Origin of the sequence: Candidatus Vicinibacter affinis (genome assembly GCA_016714365.1) — a bacterium.
GTDB lineage: Bacteria > Bacteroidota > Bacteroidia > Chitinophagales > Saprospiraceae > Vicinibacter > Vicinibacter affinis.
Genome location: JADJNH010000005.1, coordinates 761,461 through 777,500, shown reverse-complemented (window position 1 = coordinate 777,500; position 16,040 = coordinate 761,461). Strand labels below are relative to the sequence as shown.

The following is a 16,040-nucleotide window of genomic DNA, read 5'->3' as shown; positions in this document are numbered from 1 at the left end:
GGGTCCCGGATGAGATAATTGACCAGCAAAATATAGATTCTTTACCTTTTTATGTCTGATTCTCGGCTTTAAAAGTGATGTCTGTCGTAAAATATTTGACAATCCATAGGCATTTCCTTTAAAACTATTGTAGTCGCTTATGAAATTATCTGTGCAATAAGATTTCTTGTAAATTATATGGGGTCTTAAATCTAAGCCGCATTTTTCCGCCATTCGGGACATTATGATCTCAAAATATTGCTCACGAAGTTCCTGTGAATCTTCAATTCCGGCTGCTATAGGCATCAGGATAAAAATATTTTCACAACCGGGTGGTGCTACGTCTGGATCTGTTTTAGAACTGGTGCAAACATAAAACAACGGATCTTCTGGCCACTTTTTATGAACGTATATGTCATCCGCATGTGTCTCAAAATCAGCATCGAAAAACAAGCTGTGGTGCAGTAGGTTTGGTGCTTTAATATTCAACCCAACATAAAAGATTAGACTTCCGGGCGCCATTGCTCTTTTCTCCCAATACCTTTCTGAATATTGTCTGTAGGGTTTATCCAAAAGTGATTGCTCCACGTGATGATAATCAGCAGCAGCTACCACGAAGTCAAATTCTTTCGAATCGTCGTCCAGTATAATGGAATTTACTCTATTGTTCTCAATATTAATTTTTCTAACCGGTGCATTAAAGTGAAAGACCACCCCTTTCTTAAGTGCCAATTGATAAAAAGCATCAAATAATTTTATCATTCCCCCCTTTGGAAACCAGGTTCCAAGTACTAAATCCGCATAATTCATTAAGCTGTAGAGCGCAGGTGTTTCAGAAGGTTTGGCGCCCAAAAACAATACCGGAAAAGACAACCAGGACCTTAAATTCGGATTCTTGACTCCTTTATTGATAACTCGCTCAATAGATTTCAGCATTTGTAACTTCAAAACACTTCTTAGAATTCTTTTATCAAGATACTCAAATATGCTAAGCGCTGGTTTCCTGACAAATTCCTTCATCCCGACTTCATACTTATATTTTGCTTCATCCAGGAATTTTTGAAGGAATACTGATGAGCCTTTTTCTACTTCTTCAAATATTTTTAAAGTTTCTTCCATTTTAGCAGGAGCATCAATAATCCTGTCCTGAAAGAAAATTCTATAAGAGGGATCCAGCCTGTACAACTGAAAATAGTCCTTTAGGTCTTCATGGTGTTTCTTAAAAAAATCTTCAAAGACCTCAGGCATCCAGTACCAACTTGGCCCCATGTCAAAAACGAATCCTTGCTCTGCAAATGCCCTTCCCCTTCCTCCATGACTGCTGTTCTTTTCAAAAACCTCTACATGATAACCCTTTGAAACTAGGTCTATAGCGGCTGCCATACCTGCAATCCCACTACCTATCACTGCGATTTTATTATTTGACATCAAATCAGCTTCTCATTTTTCGAAACATAGACAAAGTTAATTGTATTTTGTTTAATCTTTATTCAATATTATTAAACAAAAAAGCCTTTGGCCAGAGGCCAAAGGCTTTTGATAAATCACTCAAAAATTTTCTTATTCAACTTTTCCACCTTTAAGACTATCCTGAAGAGTTTTTAGCTCATCCATTCTGCCTTCAGCTGCCAGATTGGCTTGCTCTGGCCAGGTGGTAGGATCGTGCATACGGTACCTGGATCCTGCTGCCTCCAATACTTCTTTCAATTTTTCTAATGGAGTTGCCGCCAGATCCTTGAATGTAACCACTCCTTCAGCATGCAATAACTCAGCAATCTTAGGTCCAATTCCTTCAATAATTTTAAGGTCATCGCCTTTGGCTGCTTTGGCTGCTTTAGCTTTTGGTTTTTCTTCAGCTTGAACAGGTTCATTAAATAAATTGGTAGCTGGAGCTTCTACTTTAGCTTCTTCCTTTACCTCCACTTTGGTCTGTGCTTCTAGCTTAGCCTTAGCACTTTCTTGAAGTTGTTCTTTTAAGGCACTAAATCCTTCAATTTCCCCAAGCGTGGTCATTTCTACTTTAGACTGCTGTTTTTCAACTGCCTTTTTGGTCACTTGACGCTCCTGATCTTTTTCCTTGCGGACATTATCATCAGCCTCTCTTCTGATATCTTCAAGATATCGGCTGTGCGAAACAATGATCTTCTTTTCATCCCGGTTGAACTCAATAACCTTTACGGTCAATATTTCTTCAACATTGGCATTCTGACCATTTTCTTTTTTCATAAACTTGATCGGAGCATAAGCTTCGAGTCCGTATGGAAGTTGGACAGTGTAGCCTCGGTCATCTTTACGGAGTACAGTAGCCTCATGGTAAGATCCCTCAGGAAATACATTTTCAAAAGTATCCCACGGGTTCTCCTCCAATTGTTTATGGCCAAGCGAAAGTTTTCTGTTTTCCATGTCGATGTCCAATACCTGAACATCCAGTTTATTACCTACTTTGGTAAACTCTGACGGGTGGTTGAATCTTTTAGTCCAACTTAAGTCAGAAATATGAACCATTCCTCCAATTCCTTCTCCCATCTCTACAAATACGCCATATGGAGTTAAATTTTTAACCACACCGGTGTGTCTGGTTCCTACTGAGAAGTTTTGTTGAACGTGCGTCCATGGGTCTTCAGTCAGTTGTTTTAAGGAGAGTGACATCTTGCGCTCTTCACGGTCAATGGTGACTACTTTTGCCTCAAACTCCTGCCCCTGGAAGAAGAAATCTTTTGCATGTACCGGCTGACTGTTCCAATTAACCTCTGATACGTGTATTAAACCTTCCACACCCGGATAAATCTCAAGGAATGCTCCGTAGTCCTCAATGTTCACTATTTTTCCTTTGACAACAGAACCCTCCACTACATCCGCAGGTAAAACATCCCATGGATGAGGTTGAAGTTGTTTCAAACCAAGTGAAATTCTCTTTTTATTTTCATCAAAATCAAGTACCACGACATTGATCTTCTGGTTTTTCTCCAGAACTTCAGATGGATGGTTAATTCTGCCCCAGCTGATGTCTGTAATATATAGGAGACCGTCTACACCTCCCAGATCTAAAAATGCTCCGAAATCAGTAATGTTTTTAACTGTTCCCTCTAACACTTGTCCTTTTTCAAGACCTGAAATAATTTGCTCTCTTTGTTCTTGAAGGTCTCCTTCGATCAATGCTTTGTGAGAGACCACTGCGTTTTTGATGGTTTCGTTAATCTTTACCACTTTAAACTCCATGGTTTTTCCAACATATGCATCATAATCTACAATAGGCTTGATATCTATTTGGGAACCCGGTAAGAAAGTCTCCAGTCCGTTACAGTCTACAATCAATCCACCCTTGGTTTTGCTGATGACGCTACCTTTAATGATGGTACCGTTTTTATAAGAATCCACCAAACCTTCCCAAGCACGAAGCAACTTTGCTTTCTTCCTGGAAAGAACAAGGTGACCGTGTTCATCTTCGGTGCGCTCTACATAAATTTCAACTTTATCTCCCGGTTTTAGATCCAACTCTCTGAATTCTGAAAGTGGAATCAAACCATCAGATTTAAATCTGATGTCAAATATTACATCATTACCGGTTACACTGGCCACCACTCCCTGGAGCACTTGACCATCCTGGATGGTACTGAAAGTAGCATCGTAGTCGGCTAAATATTTTTGTTCAACTTCAGGTGAATAATTGACTGCATTCTTATTGGTTACACTCCAGTCAAACTCATCGTGAGGGCCGGAATAATCATCGGCTTCGACGAGGGTCTCAAGGGCAACTTCTTCTTCCAGAAGTTCAATAACAGGCACGTCTTTTTCAAGCAGTGCGGGATTGTCCAGTGATTCCTGGATATCTTCCGGATTCAGGTCGTCGTCTTGTAATAAATCTTTTTCGTCCAACATTTTGGCATTTTTAAAGGTTAAGAAATAATTTTAGCGGCGCAAATTTAGTACAAATACTCTTATCAGAAAGAAAATTTTCTTTTATCCCGTGTTAAATGACCCTAATTCCGCTAAAATACCAGGACTTTGAAATACTAAGGGGTGCCAGGTTTTTCAAACTAAATTTTACGATAATGAATTCAATGGTTTACCTTATTCCTCTCTAACAACATTAAAATACATTTATCGACCCTCTTTAACCTTGTTTCCTTCTTTTTAGCCTCTTCAATGTACGCGACATACTGCCTTTGATGCGATTTTGGAAGTGAATTAAAATAATTATAAGCCACCGGAGTTTCTTTGAGCCTTTCTTCAAACTCGGACTGGAGAACAATTGGGTCTAGCTTATGGACTGGCTTAATTTCTAATTCACTTTTTGCATTAAGGATGGCCTCGTTTACATATTGTATGATAGAGGTCTTAAGTGGTTTCATTTGGTCTAAGTTCTGAAATCTCCATTGTCGCAAAGCTTTTGTTCGACCCTCTTGGGCATTTACTAAGTATTTGTAAGGATCCTTCAGGAAAATACCCTGGAAGAACCAAAGGCCAACATAACTTTTGAAAGCAGCCATGCCCATCACATTTTTACCTTTGATACAATAAACCGGAGCTCCCCATTTTATAGTTTCCTCCAAACCTTTGACTTCCTCCAAAATAACTTGTCTGAGCCAACTCAATTCTTCTTGTCTTGACAAGGGAATTGACTGCATATAATCATCTATTGAGCCTATTTTTTTCATTTCCTTACAAAGATCAAAAAATGCTGATTGGGATGAGTCGAAAAAATAAAATTCCATCATTCTGAGGATATCTGCCACAATTCTTCTCTGTATTTATATTTTTACCAACTAATTCAACCCAAATGGAATCAAGACCCTGGTTAAAACATTATCCTCCCGGAGTTCCGTCCAACATAGTAGCGGAAGCTTACCCATCTTTGCTGGCCTTTGTAGAGGAAAGTTTTCAAAAATACAAACCATTAAATGCTTTTACCTTCATGGGTAAATCCATCACCTATGGAGAACTTGATAAAAGATCTAGAAATTTCGCAGCGTATTTACATTCCCGGGGCCTAAAACAAGGTGATCGTATTGCCTTAATGATGCCTAACTTATTACAATATCCCATTGCCATTTTTGGTGCTATGCGGGCTGGATTGATAATTGTGAATACCAATCCACTTTATACCCCATATGAAATGGAATATCAATTCAATGATTCCGGGGTAAAAGCCATCGTCATCGCTGAAAACTTCGCGGCCAACCTCGAAAAAATTATGGCAAAGACTGAAATCCAAGTAGTCATTACCACATCGATTGGGGAGATGCTTGGAACAATCAAGGGGGGAATCGTCAATTTTATGGTAAGGCACATAAAAAAAATGGTTCCTGAATATAATATCCCAAACACTATTTGTTTTAATCATGCGGTGAACGAAGGTGCCAAATTCTCCATTAACCCTGTGACTCATTCTCTCGATGATGTTGTTATGCTCCAATATACCGGGGGCACCACAGGAGTTAGTAAGGGAACCATGCTAACCAATCGTTCTTTAGTGGCAAACGTTATGCAGATTAAAGCAGTCATCTGTTATTTACTTAAAGAAAGACAGGAAACTGCATTGTCTCCACTTCCCATGTATCACATTTTTGCCTTCGCAGTGAATGTTTTGGCCATGATGTCCATAGGAGCAAATACCGTACTGATTGTCAATGCCAAAGATATTGGCTCTGTAGCCAAAGCATTTAAAGACCATAAAATTAGCCTGATGGCTGGGGTAAATACCTTGTTTAATGCTTTGTTAAATTATCCCGGATTTGAAAAGTGTGACTTTAGTGGGCTTAGGGTTTCTGTTGGAGGAGCCATGGCGGTCCAATCCAGTGTCGCGGAACGGTGGAAAAAAGTTACCGGATGCAACCTGGTCGAAGGATATGGAATGACCGAAGCCTCACCAGTAGTAAGTCTTAATCCCCTGGATGGTTCCGGACGTTTGGGAACTATAGGATTACCGGTCCCATCTACAGATGTAAGAATTGTTGATGACAACGGTAGGATATGCAATTTTGGAGAATCGGGTGAAATTCAGGTAAAAGGCCCTCAAGTGATGAAAGGTTATTTCAATAAACCAGAAGAAACAGCCAATACTATAAAAAACGGATGGCTCTGTACCGGCGATATTGGAATCATGGAAGAAGACGGATATTTTAAAATAGTAGATCGAAAAAAGGACATGATCCTGGTATCAGGTTTCAACGTTTATCCCAACGAAATTGAAGACATCATTGCTAAAAATGAAAAGGTACTGGAGGTGGCTGTTGTCGGTATTCCTGATGAAAGATCAGGAGAAATTGTCAAAGCATTCGTTGTTAAAAAGGATAAAAGTCTAACAGAGGATGAAGTCATTGATTTTACACGAAAATATCTTACAAATTATAAGATTCCAAGATCAGTGGAATTCCGTGAATCCCTGCCTAAAACAAATGTAGGCAAAATATTGAGGAGAGAATTAAGGAATAAATAATTTAGGTCGAATGAGGTTTTTAAAAAACTAAAGGTGAAGTCCGGAATTGATGTAGAGAATTCATTTGCCTTGAATTGAGTTTAAATAAAAGGGTTTAATTTGAAATTTATTAAAAAAAATAAAGACAAACCATTCTATTAATTAAGTAATTTGATCAGATTCTTCTAATGAAACCTTCAAATTGCCATTTTGTATTTTAGTTATTTTGGCCAACCTTTTTAACTCTTACGGTTTGGATTGAATCTGATGTTAAACTTATCCGTTTCTTTGTGCTCGAAAATACATCATCACACATCATGAAAGTCCTTCTTATCGGTTCAGGTGGCCGCGAACATGCATTCGCCTGGAAAATTTCCCAGAGTCCTTTACTAACAAAACTTTATATCCTACCGGGAAATCCCGGCACATCTGAACTTGGAGAAAACATTTCTATAAACTCGGATGATCACAATGGCATAGTGGATGTTATAAAAGATAAAAAAATCGATTTGGTTGTCTGTGGACCGGAAGTGCCTCTTGCAGACGGCCTTATGGATTTAATTGAACAAGCAGAATTGCCTAAACGACCCATCTTGATTGGCCCGGGCTCCTCCGGGGCCAGGTTGGAATCAAGTAAACAATTTGCCAAAGAGTTTATGATGCGCCACCATATTCCAACCGCAGGCTATCGTGCATTTGATCAATATGAAGAGGAATTGGCCTTAAACTATATCCAAACAATGCAAACGCCCATCGTTATTAAAGCGGATGGGTTAGCGGCAGGGAAAGGAGTGGTAATCGCAGAAACAAAAGAGCAAGCCTCTGTAGAAATTAAAGAGATGTTAGGGGGCAAATTCGGCAATGCCTCGAGCCATTTAGTAATAGAAGAATTTTTAACCGGTATAGAATTCTCGGTTTTTGTATTGACCAATGGGACACAATATATACTGTTGCCTGAAGCAAAAGATTACAAACGAATCGGTGAAGGTGATACGGGTCTTAATACGGGTGGCATGGGTGCCATCTCACCAGTAAGTTTTGCTAATGATGAATTGATGAAAAAGGTCATCGACAAAATCATCCTTCCAACCCTTTCAGGATTGCAAAATGAAAACATTCCTTATCAGGGATTCATTTTCTTTGGCTTAATTGTTGTCAAGGGAGAACCTTATGTAATTGAATACAATTGCCGCATGGGTGATCCGGAAACTGAAGCGGTCATGCTGAGGCTGAACAATGACCTACTTGAATTATTTCTACTTTGTGACCAAAATAAACTGGATGAAGTTAAAATGAAAATTTCGGACAAATTTGCTTCCACCATCTGTCTGGTAAGTGGTGGATACCCGGGACCATTTGATAAAAATAAACCCATTACACTTCCTGAAACCACTGAAATGGATTCTATAATTTTCTATTCAGGAGTTACCAAAGTGAATGATCAGTTGGTCACTTCCGGAGGCAGAGTCTTTGCCATAAGTAGTTTGGGGAATTCAAAAAGTGAAGCTTTGCGCCTTGCATCTAAGTTGGCAGAAGAGATAAGTTTTGAAGGGAAATATTATCGAAAAGATATAGGGTTCGACCTCTAAACAATGGAATGCACTATTGAAGAAATTGCCAAAATCATCGATGCCAAGATCATTGGTCATGTTGAGTCCGATATAAATATTTGTTATGTTGATACCGATTCTCGTTACATAAGTCATCCTTCCCAAAGTATATTTTTTGCACTGGAAGGTCAACACACCAAAGGAGATGTATTCATTCCGGAACTAGCAGAAAGAGGTGTTAGATTCTTTGTAAGTCAGCACACCAAAAAAGCTCCAGAAAATTCATGCATACTTTTGGTAAAAAATAGTTTGAATGCCTTACAGAAATTTGCGAGCGTACATCGAAATCATTTTAAAATACCTGTGATTGGTATAACCGGTAGCAATGGCAAAACCATTGTTAAAGAATGGCTTTCACAAATTCTTCAAACAAAATTTCTAGTATGTAAAAATCCTAAAAGTTACAACTCGCAATTAGGGGTAGCTTTATCCATTCTTGAACTTGGAAAAGCACATGAGATTGGAGTTTTTGAAGCCGGAATTTCGCAAAAGTCAGAAATGCAACGTTTGGAATTGATGATCCAACCGACTTTTGGAATTTTTACAAACATAGGCGATGCGCACGACAGCGGATTTAAAAATCAAGTAGAAAAAATAAATGAAAAATTAAAGCTCTTTAAAAATACAAAAACCATCCTGTATTGCGGTGATCACAAATCCATATACAATATTCTAAAAAAGAAAAATAATTCAATTTCATGGGGTTTTCTTCCTCACAATGACCTTTTAATTAGGAAGGAATATACGAATGGTCATACAACATCAATACGGTTTGCATGGAAAAAACGTTTGTTTTCATTTGAATTACCATTTACCGATATCTCAGCAATAGAAAATGCTTGCCATGCCATCATCTCTGCCGTATATTTTAAATTAGACCCTTCTGCCATTCAGGACACCATCAATCGACTACACGGATTAAAGTTGAGATTGGAACAAAAAGATGGACTTTATGGATGTGTCCTGATGAACGACAGTTACAGTTTGGATTTAAAGTCGCTTAAACTTGCATTTCAGTTTGTTGATCAACAAAATCAAAATCTCAAACGCAGTTTGGTGATTTCGGATTTTGCTTCACGTCACCATGATCTTTTATTATTCAAAGAAATTGCTCATTTGTTAAAACAATTTCGTTTCACAAGAGTAATAACCGTCGGAAATAAGATGAGAAAACTCAAGCCTCATCTTTCAGAATCAATAAGCTTTTTCTCTTTTCCAAACACTGACGAATTTCTTAAATCTTTAGACAAGATTTCATTTAAAAATGAATGCATTCTGATCAAAGGTGCAAGAAATTTTGCACTGGAAAAATTTTTTACTGAATTTGCTTTATCCAGACATGACAGTATTTTGGAGATAAATTTAAAGGCCATTGCGCACAATATAAGTGCTTACAAATCTCGCCTTCATAAGAAAACTAAAATCATGGCTGTGGTTAAAGCCTCTGCTTATGGATCTGGCCAATATGAAATCGCCCGTTATCTTGAACACCGTGGAATTGATTATCTAGCTGTAGCCTATACCGATGAAGGCGTTCTTTTGCGGCAAAAAGGAATTCAAAAGCCCATACTGGTGATGAATACCGGCAATGCGGATTTCGATGAACTTCTGAGTAACAGACTTGAACCTGAAATTTTTTCAATTGAGCAATTGAAAAGGTTTGTTAAAGAAACTGAACAATACAAGCAATGCATTATTCATCTTAAATTAGAGACGGGTATGAACCGTCTGGGATTTCAAGTAAAAGATGTTGATGAACTCATTTCAATAATTAGTTCACATTCCTATATTAAAGTTGGATCTATATTTAGCCACCTTTCAGGAAGCAGCAGTATCGAATGGGACGACTTTACTAAAATTCAATACAAGTCCTTCAAATCTTTTGCCAAAAAAATAACCAATGCAATAGGTTACTTTCCATTACTTCATATCCTCAATAGTTCTGGTGTCAGCCGGCATGCGGATATGCAATTGGATATGGTTCGTCTTGGTATTGGCTTGTATGGTATAGAGAGCGATCCAACAGTAGGCACTCAATTAGAAAAAGTCCATATTCTCAAAACCAAAATTACCCAAATCAAAAAAATTTCTAAAGATGAATCCATTAGTTACAACCGCTCTGGTCGTTTAAAAAAAGACAGTATTATAGCTGTCCTCAGCATGGGTTATGCAGATGGACTTCCTAGAATAGCAGGCACAAAAAAATATAAAATGTGGTTACATGGAAAACAAGTGCCCATCATTGGGGTAGTTTGTATGGATATGTGCATGATAGACATCAGTCTGTGTCCTGAAGCAAATGTCGGCGATGAAGTAGAAGTTTTTGGTAAAAATGTTCCTATTGAAAATCTGTCTGAAACCAGCGATACCATACCCTATGAAATATTATGCGGCATTTCCCCTAGAGTGAAAAGGATATTTTTGGAAGATTAAATTCTTGTCATTTTATTCAGATATAGGTCAAATACTTCTTTCAAGAATTAGTTCCTCTTGCTTGCTAAAAAATAAATTACTTCAGTAGCAAATATTGATCCTATAAAAGTTAAATGGATGACTAATGATGTCTTGGGTATTTTTAAAAGATATATTTTTTTAAGGATCAAAAATTGATGTTCAAACTCCACTCCTCTTCCTACGTTCAGAAACCTAAAAAATATATTTTTTTCGTTTGACTTACTTAGAATAATTTTTGAATGCTGTCTAAGAGAAATTAAATCCAAAAATTCATTTTGGACTTCAAGCTCAAGATGATCCAATAATCCAAGGCAAAAAATAAAATCATAATGATTATGATTTACTTTAAGAAATTGTAAAACATCCATGCAAATAAAATCAGAAATATTTTGATATGCAATGTTATCTACTCCTAAGTAATTACCATTTCTCTCTGTAGGTAAGAAATCTTTTAGCAACATCTCACCACACCCCAGGTCAAGAATTTGTTCATTCTCAATGTAAAGTCTATCCAAAATAATGCGAAGCCTCCTTTGGTAATATTTTTTGTTCTTCCGATATAATTTTTCTAATGAACTCATCACCTAAGAATTATATGTTCCTCCAGCACTTGAAGATATTGTGTCTGCACTTTCTTAAGTTCATATTGGTCCACAACTATACGCCTGCTTTCTTCTCCCATCTTATCGAGCATCTCATAACTAAATCCACACATTTTTACCATAGCAAGATACAGACTATCTGAATCTCGCTCCTTAACAAGAAAGCCATTAATGCCATCCACCACAAGGTCTCTGCATCCTGCTACATCGCAAGTTATCACCGGCATTTTCATTGCCATGGCTTCCAGAATTGCCTTTGATCTTCCTTCCCGGTAAGTAGGCAATACGAAAATATCTGCAGCCTGTAGATATGGTTTAACATTCTCAGTTTTGTTAAAATATTGGACAGTCCCTTGCCGCACGGCTACTTCAAAAATATTCCTAAGTTCCACATCCAATTCAAGTGTTTCTATGGGGCCAATTACATGAAAAATTGCTGCAAATCCACTTTCCTTCATTTTTTTGGCAGCTTGTACAAATTCGGCCAATCCTTTCTCTCGCAATAACCGACCTGCAAATAGAAACACCAATCTATCCTTCGTTTCTCTAGGTTCTGCACAAAATTTTTGAACATCCACACCAGACCCATTGACGACAGCTGCCTGTTCAGATACCAGTAAATTTTGGCTTACAAAATAATCTAAATCTTCGTGATTGTGAAACAATGCAAGGCTACTTTTTTTCAAAGAAAATGAAAATAGAATATGAAACAATTTTCCAAAACCAGCAGCCGAAGTAAATTGAGACCCCAATCCTGTTATGTTAACAACATATGGAATCTGTAGAAACCGGGATACAATACCTCCATAAATATTGGGTTTAATGGTAAACAATAAAACTAAATCCGGCTTGCAAGTCTGAAATATTTTCTTCAGCTCCCAAATTAATAAAATATCGCTTATTGGATTTTTTCCACGCGCTGAAAGATGTTCAATTGGATAAATTTTATTGTAATAAATGGACTCAATTTTGTCCAAATATTCATCTATTGGACTCGCCAGAAAAATCTCATGACCACGTTGACGAAAAATTGAAATCAACCCCAATCTGAAATTATAAATATTCCATGCAGAATTGCTGACCAATAAAATTTTCATGCCATTGGAGGTAAATACTGAATAATGGAATCAGCCATATTTTCTGATATATGGGTACGCTTAAATCGATCTACAAAATTAGGTCGAGCCAATAAATAATAATCTGAATTTAGGAAATATTCAGCCGCTGAATTAACATCACATGGATCAAACACAAAGACATTATCTTTTATGTGCTGTTCAATAAAATCCTTTGCATAGCCGGAGACTCCTGCCACGATGGGAATATTAAAACAAGCGTACTCGAACAATTTAGAAGGAAGCACTTTTCTGAAAGACTTAAAGTCATTCAAATGCACAAATAAATAATGAGCATGACAATAATATTGTAGTAATTCGTACCTGGGTACCGGAGGAAGTATTTCTACGTTTAAGAGCCCCAATCTAGTTACTTCCTCTTGCAATTTATGCTTGGTAGAGCCTTCTCCAATGACTTTGAATAAAAAATTAGAACCCAACTTATTAGCCAACATTGGTATTATTTTTTCAAGACCCTGTCCTTCGCCAATATTTCCCGCATAGCAAATTATTCTGGGTTTATTCGCCAAATTAGGATCCTGAAGATGGCCTAGAAAAAAATCATCAATTCCGTTAGGAAAGAAACTGACATGCGCAGAACTTGAGGTGGTAACGGAATTTAAAAATCCCTCCGAATTAACATTGATGTGTGTTGCAAAATTCATAACTGGCCTTTCAAAAAAATGACGCACAAAAAATGAAACCACTCGACCAAGAATCGGAAATTTAATGAGTTCTACCAAATTTTCTGAAAACAAATCTCTAAGGTCAACATACAATTTAAGTCCTCTTTTTTTTGCGATGCAGTAAGCCAAATAAGCAGTAAACAATTTTGAACTCGAGGCAAATACAAGATCATACTTCTGCTCCCCAATTTTATTCAATACTTGTTTTCGATAGGCGAGAAAAGAAATAATCTGTCTTATGAAACCATTTCCATGTTTTGGCACCTTCCATCTGTGTATGCGAATTTGATCAATTTGTTCAAATTCTTCTGCCGATAAATTTTCCATATTGTAACGATTCGGCAAAGTGGTCATAATATCAACTAAATCATCACTATTCAACTTCTTTGAAAGCGCTTGCGACAAAGCTGTATTCCGAAAAGATCCCGCACCCAGATCTGGTGAATAAAAATAACTGAGGTATAAAATTCTTCTAGCCATGAACTTTAATTTTAGTCACCAAAGACTTTTTAAAATCTACTTTAAGACACATTGCATTTTCTAAATGATTAAATCCAACCGCCTGCAAGTATTCCTCAAGTACAATATTTTCAGCACCTTCAAAATATATTTTAATCAGTCCTGCTTCAACAGTTCCTGATTTTTGATCAATGAATATAGATGATATGCCTTTATCAAAATGATATAGGGAAATGCAATTTACATTTCCTCCTCCCATTACTTTGTCTCGGATGACAAGATCTGAATCCTGAATAGAAAAACTTCTTTGATGTTTCCATTCAGGCCTGAATAATTGATCAATTTCTCCAACCAAGGAATCTGAATTATCATGAATTATGCTCACTCTTGCCCTTCTTCCAATCCGGAAAGAACGCCACATCTCAGATTGATCTTTTCCATCAATCACAACCACATTATGAGCAAAGGACCCTCGCTCATAGTTTCTGCGATCATTAGCTTCATAGGTGGAGACTCCTGTGTCCACAATATGTGGAATATGATTCACATGCAAAATAAAATTCAAGAGGTCAGCATGGCTGTGCCCAGGTTGATATTCAGGAGATATGTTTCCACCATTCACCCAAAGAGATGCATTCCTGAAACTGAATTTACGATACCCACATTCTTTTAATGGGCTGGTTTGATACGGTATTTGCAATTGATCACACTTCACTAATAAGGTACCTGGACTTAAACATTCATTCCCGGAGCTGTCTTGAAATAATGGCAGCGCATTCTCGTTCCCTACAAAAGTGTATAACCAAGATGACATCAAGGATAAATAATTTTTCAAAGAAAAAATCAGCCCATGATCTAAATTCGGCAGACTATACAATGTCATTAGTCTACCCATAATAATCATATGATACATTATAGATCTTTCATAATGTGCACCATCAGGGAGAATTTGTTTATCCAACTCCTTGGTAAGTTTTTCTGTAAACTTTAAAATAAGTAACCTGTCTTTTATAAAATGAGAGGCCAAACACATGGCAAGCAAATTCTCCAACAAATGATTTGCAAGAATATGATATTCAAGGTTTGATTTCAGAAAATAAATTTGCTTTAATAGCGCCTTATCAATATTAGTTTTTCTATCAGGCAGTCGATGAAGGAACACCAAACTATTAATTAAGCGAATGGAAACTGGAAAAGGTTCCAGTCTCAAACTCCCCTCTAAAATACTTTTTGAAATATCTTCCAACAAATTAATGCGTTCCTGAAGTGATAATGCATCATCATTTAAAAAATCTAAGTATTGAAGATGATAATTCCACAACCTTCCATTTATGGAAACATTCCAATCAATATCCTTTTCAAAATGATGGGTTATGCTGAGAAAAGTAAATGTATTTTTTCCCACAATTTTTTGTGCTTTGAAAAAAGGAAAACACTTTGACTTTAATGGAAAAATATCTCTTTGAAAATGTCTATTATTGACTCTAAATGAAAATAGACTTTTGATTTTATAATAAATTTGAAAATAAATTTGGGAGGCCTTAAGCTTTGATAATGTTCTAAAATAGCGGCCCAAACTCATTTTTAACTTTTGATTGAATGTTTGAGTATCTCCAATATTCTCATGGCTGCCTTCCCGTCCCAAAATTCAGGAATACCTGACTTTTTTATATTCCCATTCAAAATTTCGCAAATTTTTGAGACTGCAGTCGACGGGTCTAATTCATCTAACAATATATTACTTCCAACTTCAACCGTGATTGGTCTTTCAGTTGATTTTCTAAAGGTTAAACAAGGAATATTGAGGTAAGTGCTTTCTTCCTGTACACCACCAGAGTCTGTTAAGACCAATCTGGCATAACGCATTAAAGTAATGAATTCAATATATCCCAGTGGGTCTGTTATAATGAGTTGTTCTTGATCGCAAAACAAATTAAGCAAATCAAATTCAACTAGCTTTGCTTTTGTGCGCGGATGCATAGGAAAGATCACTTTTGTTTGATGATCTTCAATTCCTTTAAGCATTTTATAAATTTTCATTAAACCATCTTTTGAATCAACATTGGATGGCCGATGCATAGTCATTAGAATATACTTTTGTGGAAGCACCCCAAATTCATAGCAAACTTCAATATTTTTTGTGCGACTTGAATAAAAGTCTAAAGAGTCAATCATACAATTTCCTACAAAATGTACTTTATCTTCCGGAATATTTTCTTGCATCAAATTATTGAGTGCTGATCTTTCTGTGGTAAATAGATAATCAGAAATTTGATCAGTAAGGATTCTGTTTACTTCCTCTGGCATGCTCCTGTCTTTAGATCTCAATCCCGCTTCTACATGAGCCAATTTAATGCCATTTCTTTGTGTAACCAGTGCGCAGGCTAAGGTTGAAGTAACATCACCCACCACAATTACCAAATCAGGTTGTTCCTTATGCAGAACCGGTTCAAACCCTAACAAAATTCTTGCGGTGACTTCCGAATGTGAGCCATGTCCTACTCCAAGAAAATAATCAGGCTTTGGAAGTGAAAGCTGATTGAAAAAAATCTCACTCATTTTTTCATCAAAATGTTGCCCGGTATGTACAATTTTAGATTGAATGCCTGAACCGGCTTGGGTAAATACTCTGTGTAGAGGAGCCACTTTCATGAAATTTGGACGAGCTCCAACAATGCTGAGAATTTTCATAAATTAAAGTTCTTGATTGAACAAAT

The 16,040-nt window shown here is 37.0% G+C and carries 11 protein-coding genes (1 of these 11 running past the window's edge); 3 read left to right on the top strand and 8 right to left on the bottom strand.

The genetic code is table 11. The annotated features are described in order from the left end of the window. The 3 genes from crtI to IPJ53_03350 all read right to left on the bottom strand — a co-directional run. On the bottom strand, window positions 1–1,407 hold the 5' portion of the coding sequence (crtI, locus tag IPJ53_03360; GenBank protein ID MBK7798129.1) for a phytoene desaturase. The gene continues 72 nt to the left of window position 1, outside the view; only the first 1,407 of its 1,479 coding nucleotides appear in the window; it begins with the start codon at window positions 1,405–1,407; the stop codon falls past the left edge of the window. Between the two features lie 132 nt (window positions 1,408–1,539). After that, complete coding sequence (gene rpsA, locus IPJ53_03355; GenBank protein ID MBK7798128.1) at window positions 1,540–3,858, bottom strand: 30S ribosomal protein S1; 2,319 nt, start codon at window positions 3,856–3,858, stop codon at window positions 1,540–1,542. Window positions 3,859–4,037: 179 nt separating this feature from the next. Then, window positions 4,038–4,607, bottom strand: coding sequence for a YdeI/OmpD-associated family protein (locus IPJ53_03350; GenBank protein MBK7798127.1), 570 nt, complete (start codon window positions 4,605–4,607; stop codon window positions 4,038–4,040). A 152-nt stretch (window positions 4,608–4,759) separates the two neighbouring features. Between IPJ53_03350 and IPJ53_03345 the strand changes: the two genes are divergently transcribed. From IPJ53_03345 to IPJ53_03335, 3 genes are all read left to right on the top strand, one after another. After that, complete coding sequence (locus tag IPJ53_03345) at window positions 4,760–6,418, top strand: AMP-binding protein (protein ID MBK7798126.1); 1,659 nt, start codon at window positions 4,760–4,762, stop codon at window positions 6,416–6,418. A 296-nt stretch (window positions 6,419–6,714) separates the two neighbouring features. Then, complete coding sequence (gene purD / locus IPJ53_03340) at window positions 6,715–7,986, top strand: phosphoribosylamine--glycine ligase (GenBank protein ID MBK7798125.1); 1,272 nt, start codon at window positions 6,715–6,717, stop codon at window positions 7,984–7,986. A 3-nt stretch (window positions 7,987–7,989) separates the two neighbouring features. Then, window positions 7,990–10,440: a bifunctional UDP-N-acetylmuramoyl-tripeptide:D-alanyl-D-alanine ligase/alanine racemase gene (locus tag IPJ53_03335; protein MBK7798124.1), complete on the top strand. Its 2,451-nt coding sequence runs from the start codon at window positions 7,990–7,992 to the stop codon at window positions 10,438–10,440. A 47-nt stretch (window positions 10,441–10,487) separates the two neighbouring features. Here IPJ53_03335 and IPJ53_03330 read toward each other — a convergent pair whose 3' ends face one another. From IPJ53_03330 to wecB, 5 genes are all read right to left on the bottom strand, one after another. Next, the gene (locus tag IPJ53_03330) at window positions 10,488–11,042 is read right to left on the bottom strand and encodes a class I SAM-dependent methyltransferase (protein ID MBK7798123.1); all 555 of its coding nucleotides are present in this window, start codon (window positions 11,040–11,042) and stop codon (window positions 10,488–10,490) included. Further along, on the bottom strand, window positions 11,042–12,160 hold the full coding sequence (locus tag IPJ53_03325) for a glycosyltransferase family 4 protein (protein ID MBK7798122.1): 1,119 nt from the start codon (window positions 12,158–12,160) through the stop codon (window positions 11,042–11,044). Before IPJ53_03325 ends, IPJ53_03330 begins: the two co-directional genes overlap by 1 nt. Further along, window positions 12,157–13,344, bottom strand: a complete 1,188-nt coding sequence (locus IPJ53_03320; GenBank protein MBK7798121.1) for a glycosyltransferase family 4 protein — start codon at window positions 13,342–13,344, stop codon at window positions 12,157–12,159. Before IPJ53_03320 ends, IPJ53_03325 begins: the two co-directional genes overlap by 4 nt. Beyond that, window positions 13,337–14,728 (bottom strand): alginate lyase family protein, encoded by a 1,392-nt coding sequence (locus IPJ53_03315; protein ID MBK7798120.1) that lies wholly within the window; start codon window positions 14,726–14,728, stop codon window positions 13,337–13,339. The genes IPJ53_03320 and IPJ53_03315 overlap by 8 nt, the downstream gene beginning before the upstream one ends. Before the next feature lie 179 nt (window positions 14,729–14,907). After that, entirely contained in the window at window positions 14,908–16,014 is a 1,107-nt protein-coding gene (wecB, locus tag IPJ53_03310; GenBank protein MBK7798119.1) for a UDP-N-acetylglucosamine 2-epimerase (non-hydrolyzing), read from the bottom strand. Window positions 16,015–16,040 lie beyond the last annotated feature (26 nt).

Excerpts from the sequence above, each read along its gene's own strand:
- rpsA (MBK7798128.1), bottom strand. The coding sequence starts at position 3,858 with ATGTTGGACGAAAAAGATTTATTACAAGACGACGACCTGAATCCGGAA.
- IPJ53_03350 (MBK7798127.1), bottom strand. The coding sequence starts at position 4,607 with ATGCAGTCAATTCCCTTGTCAAGACAAGAAGAATTGAGTTGGCTCAGA.
- IPJ53_03345 (MBK7798126.1), top strand. The coding sequence starts at position 4,760 with ATGGAATCAAGACCCTGGTTAAAACATTATCCTCCCGGAGTTCCGTCC.
- purD (MBK7798125.1), top strand. The coding sequence starts at position 6,715 with ATGAAAGTCCTTCTTATCGGTTCAGGTGGCCGCGAACATGCATTCGCC.
- IPJ53_03335 (MBK7798124.1), top strand. The coding sequence starts at position 7,990 with ATGGAATGCACTATTGAAGAAATTGCCAAAATCATCGATGCCAAGATC.
- IPJ53_03330 (MBK7798123.1), bottom strand. The coding sequence starts at position 11,042 with ATGAGTTCATTAGAAAAATTATATCGGAAGAACAAAAAATATTACCAA.
- IPJ53_03325 (MBK7798122.1), bottom strand. The coding sequence starts at position 12,160 with ATGAAAATTTTATTGGTCAGCAATTCTGCATGGAATATTTATAATTTC.
- IPJ53_03320 (MBK7798121.1), bottom strand. The coding sequence starts at position 13,344 with ATGGCTAGAAGAATTTTATACCTCAGTTATTTTTATTCACCAGATCTG.
- wecB (MBK7798119.1), bottom strand. The coding sequence starts at position 16,014 with ATGAAAATTCTCAGCATTGTTGGAGCTCGTCCAAATTTCATGAAAGTG.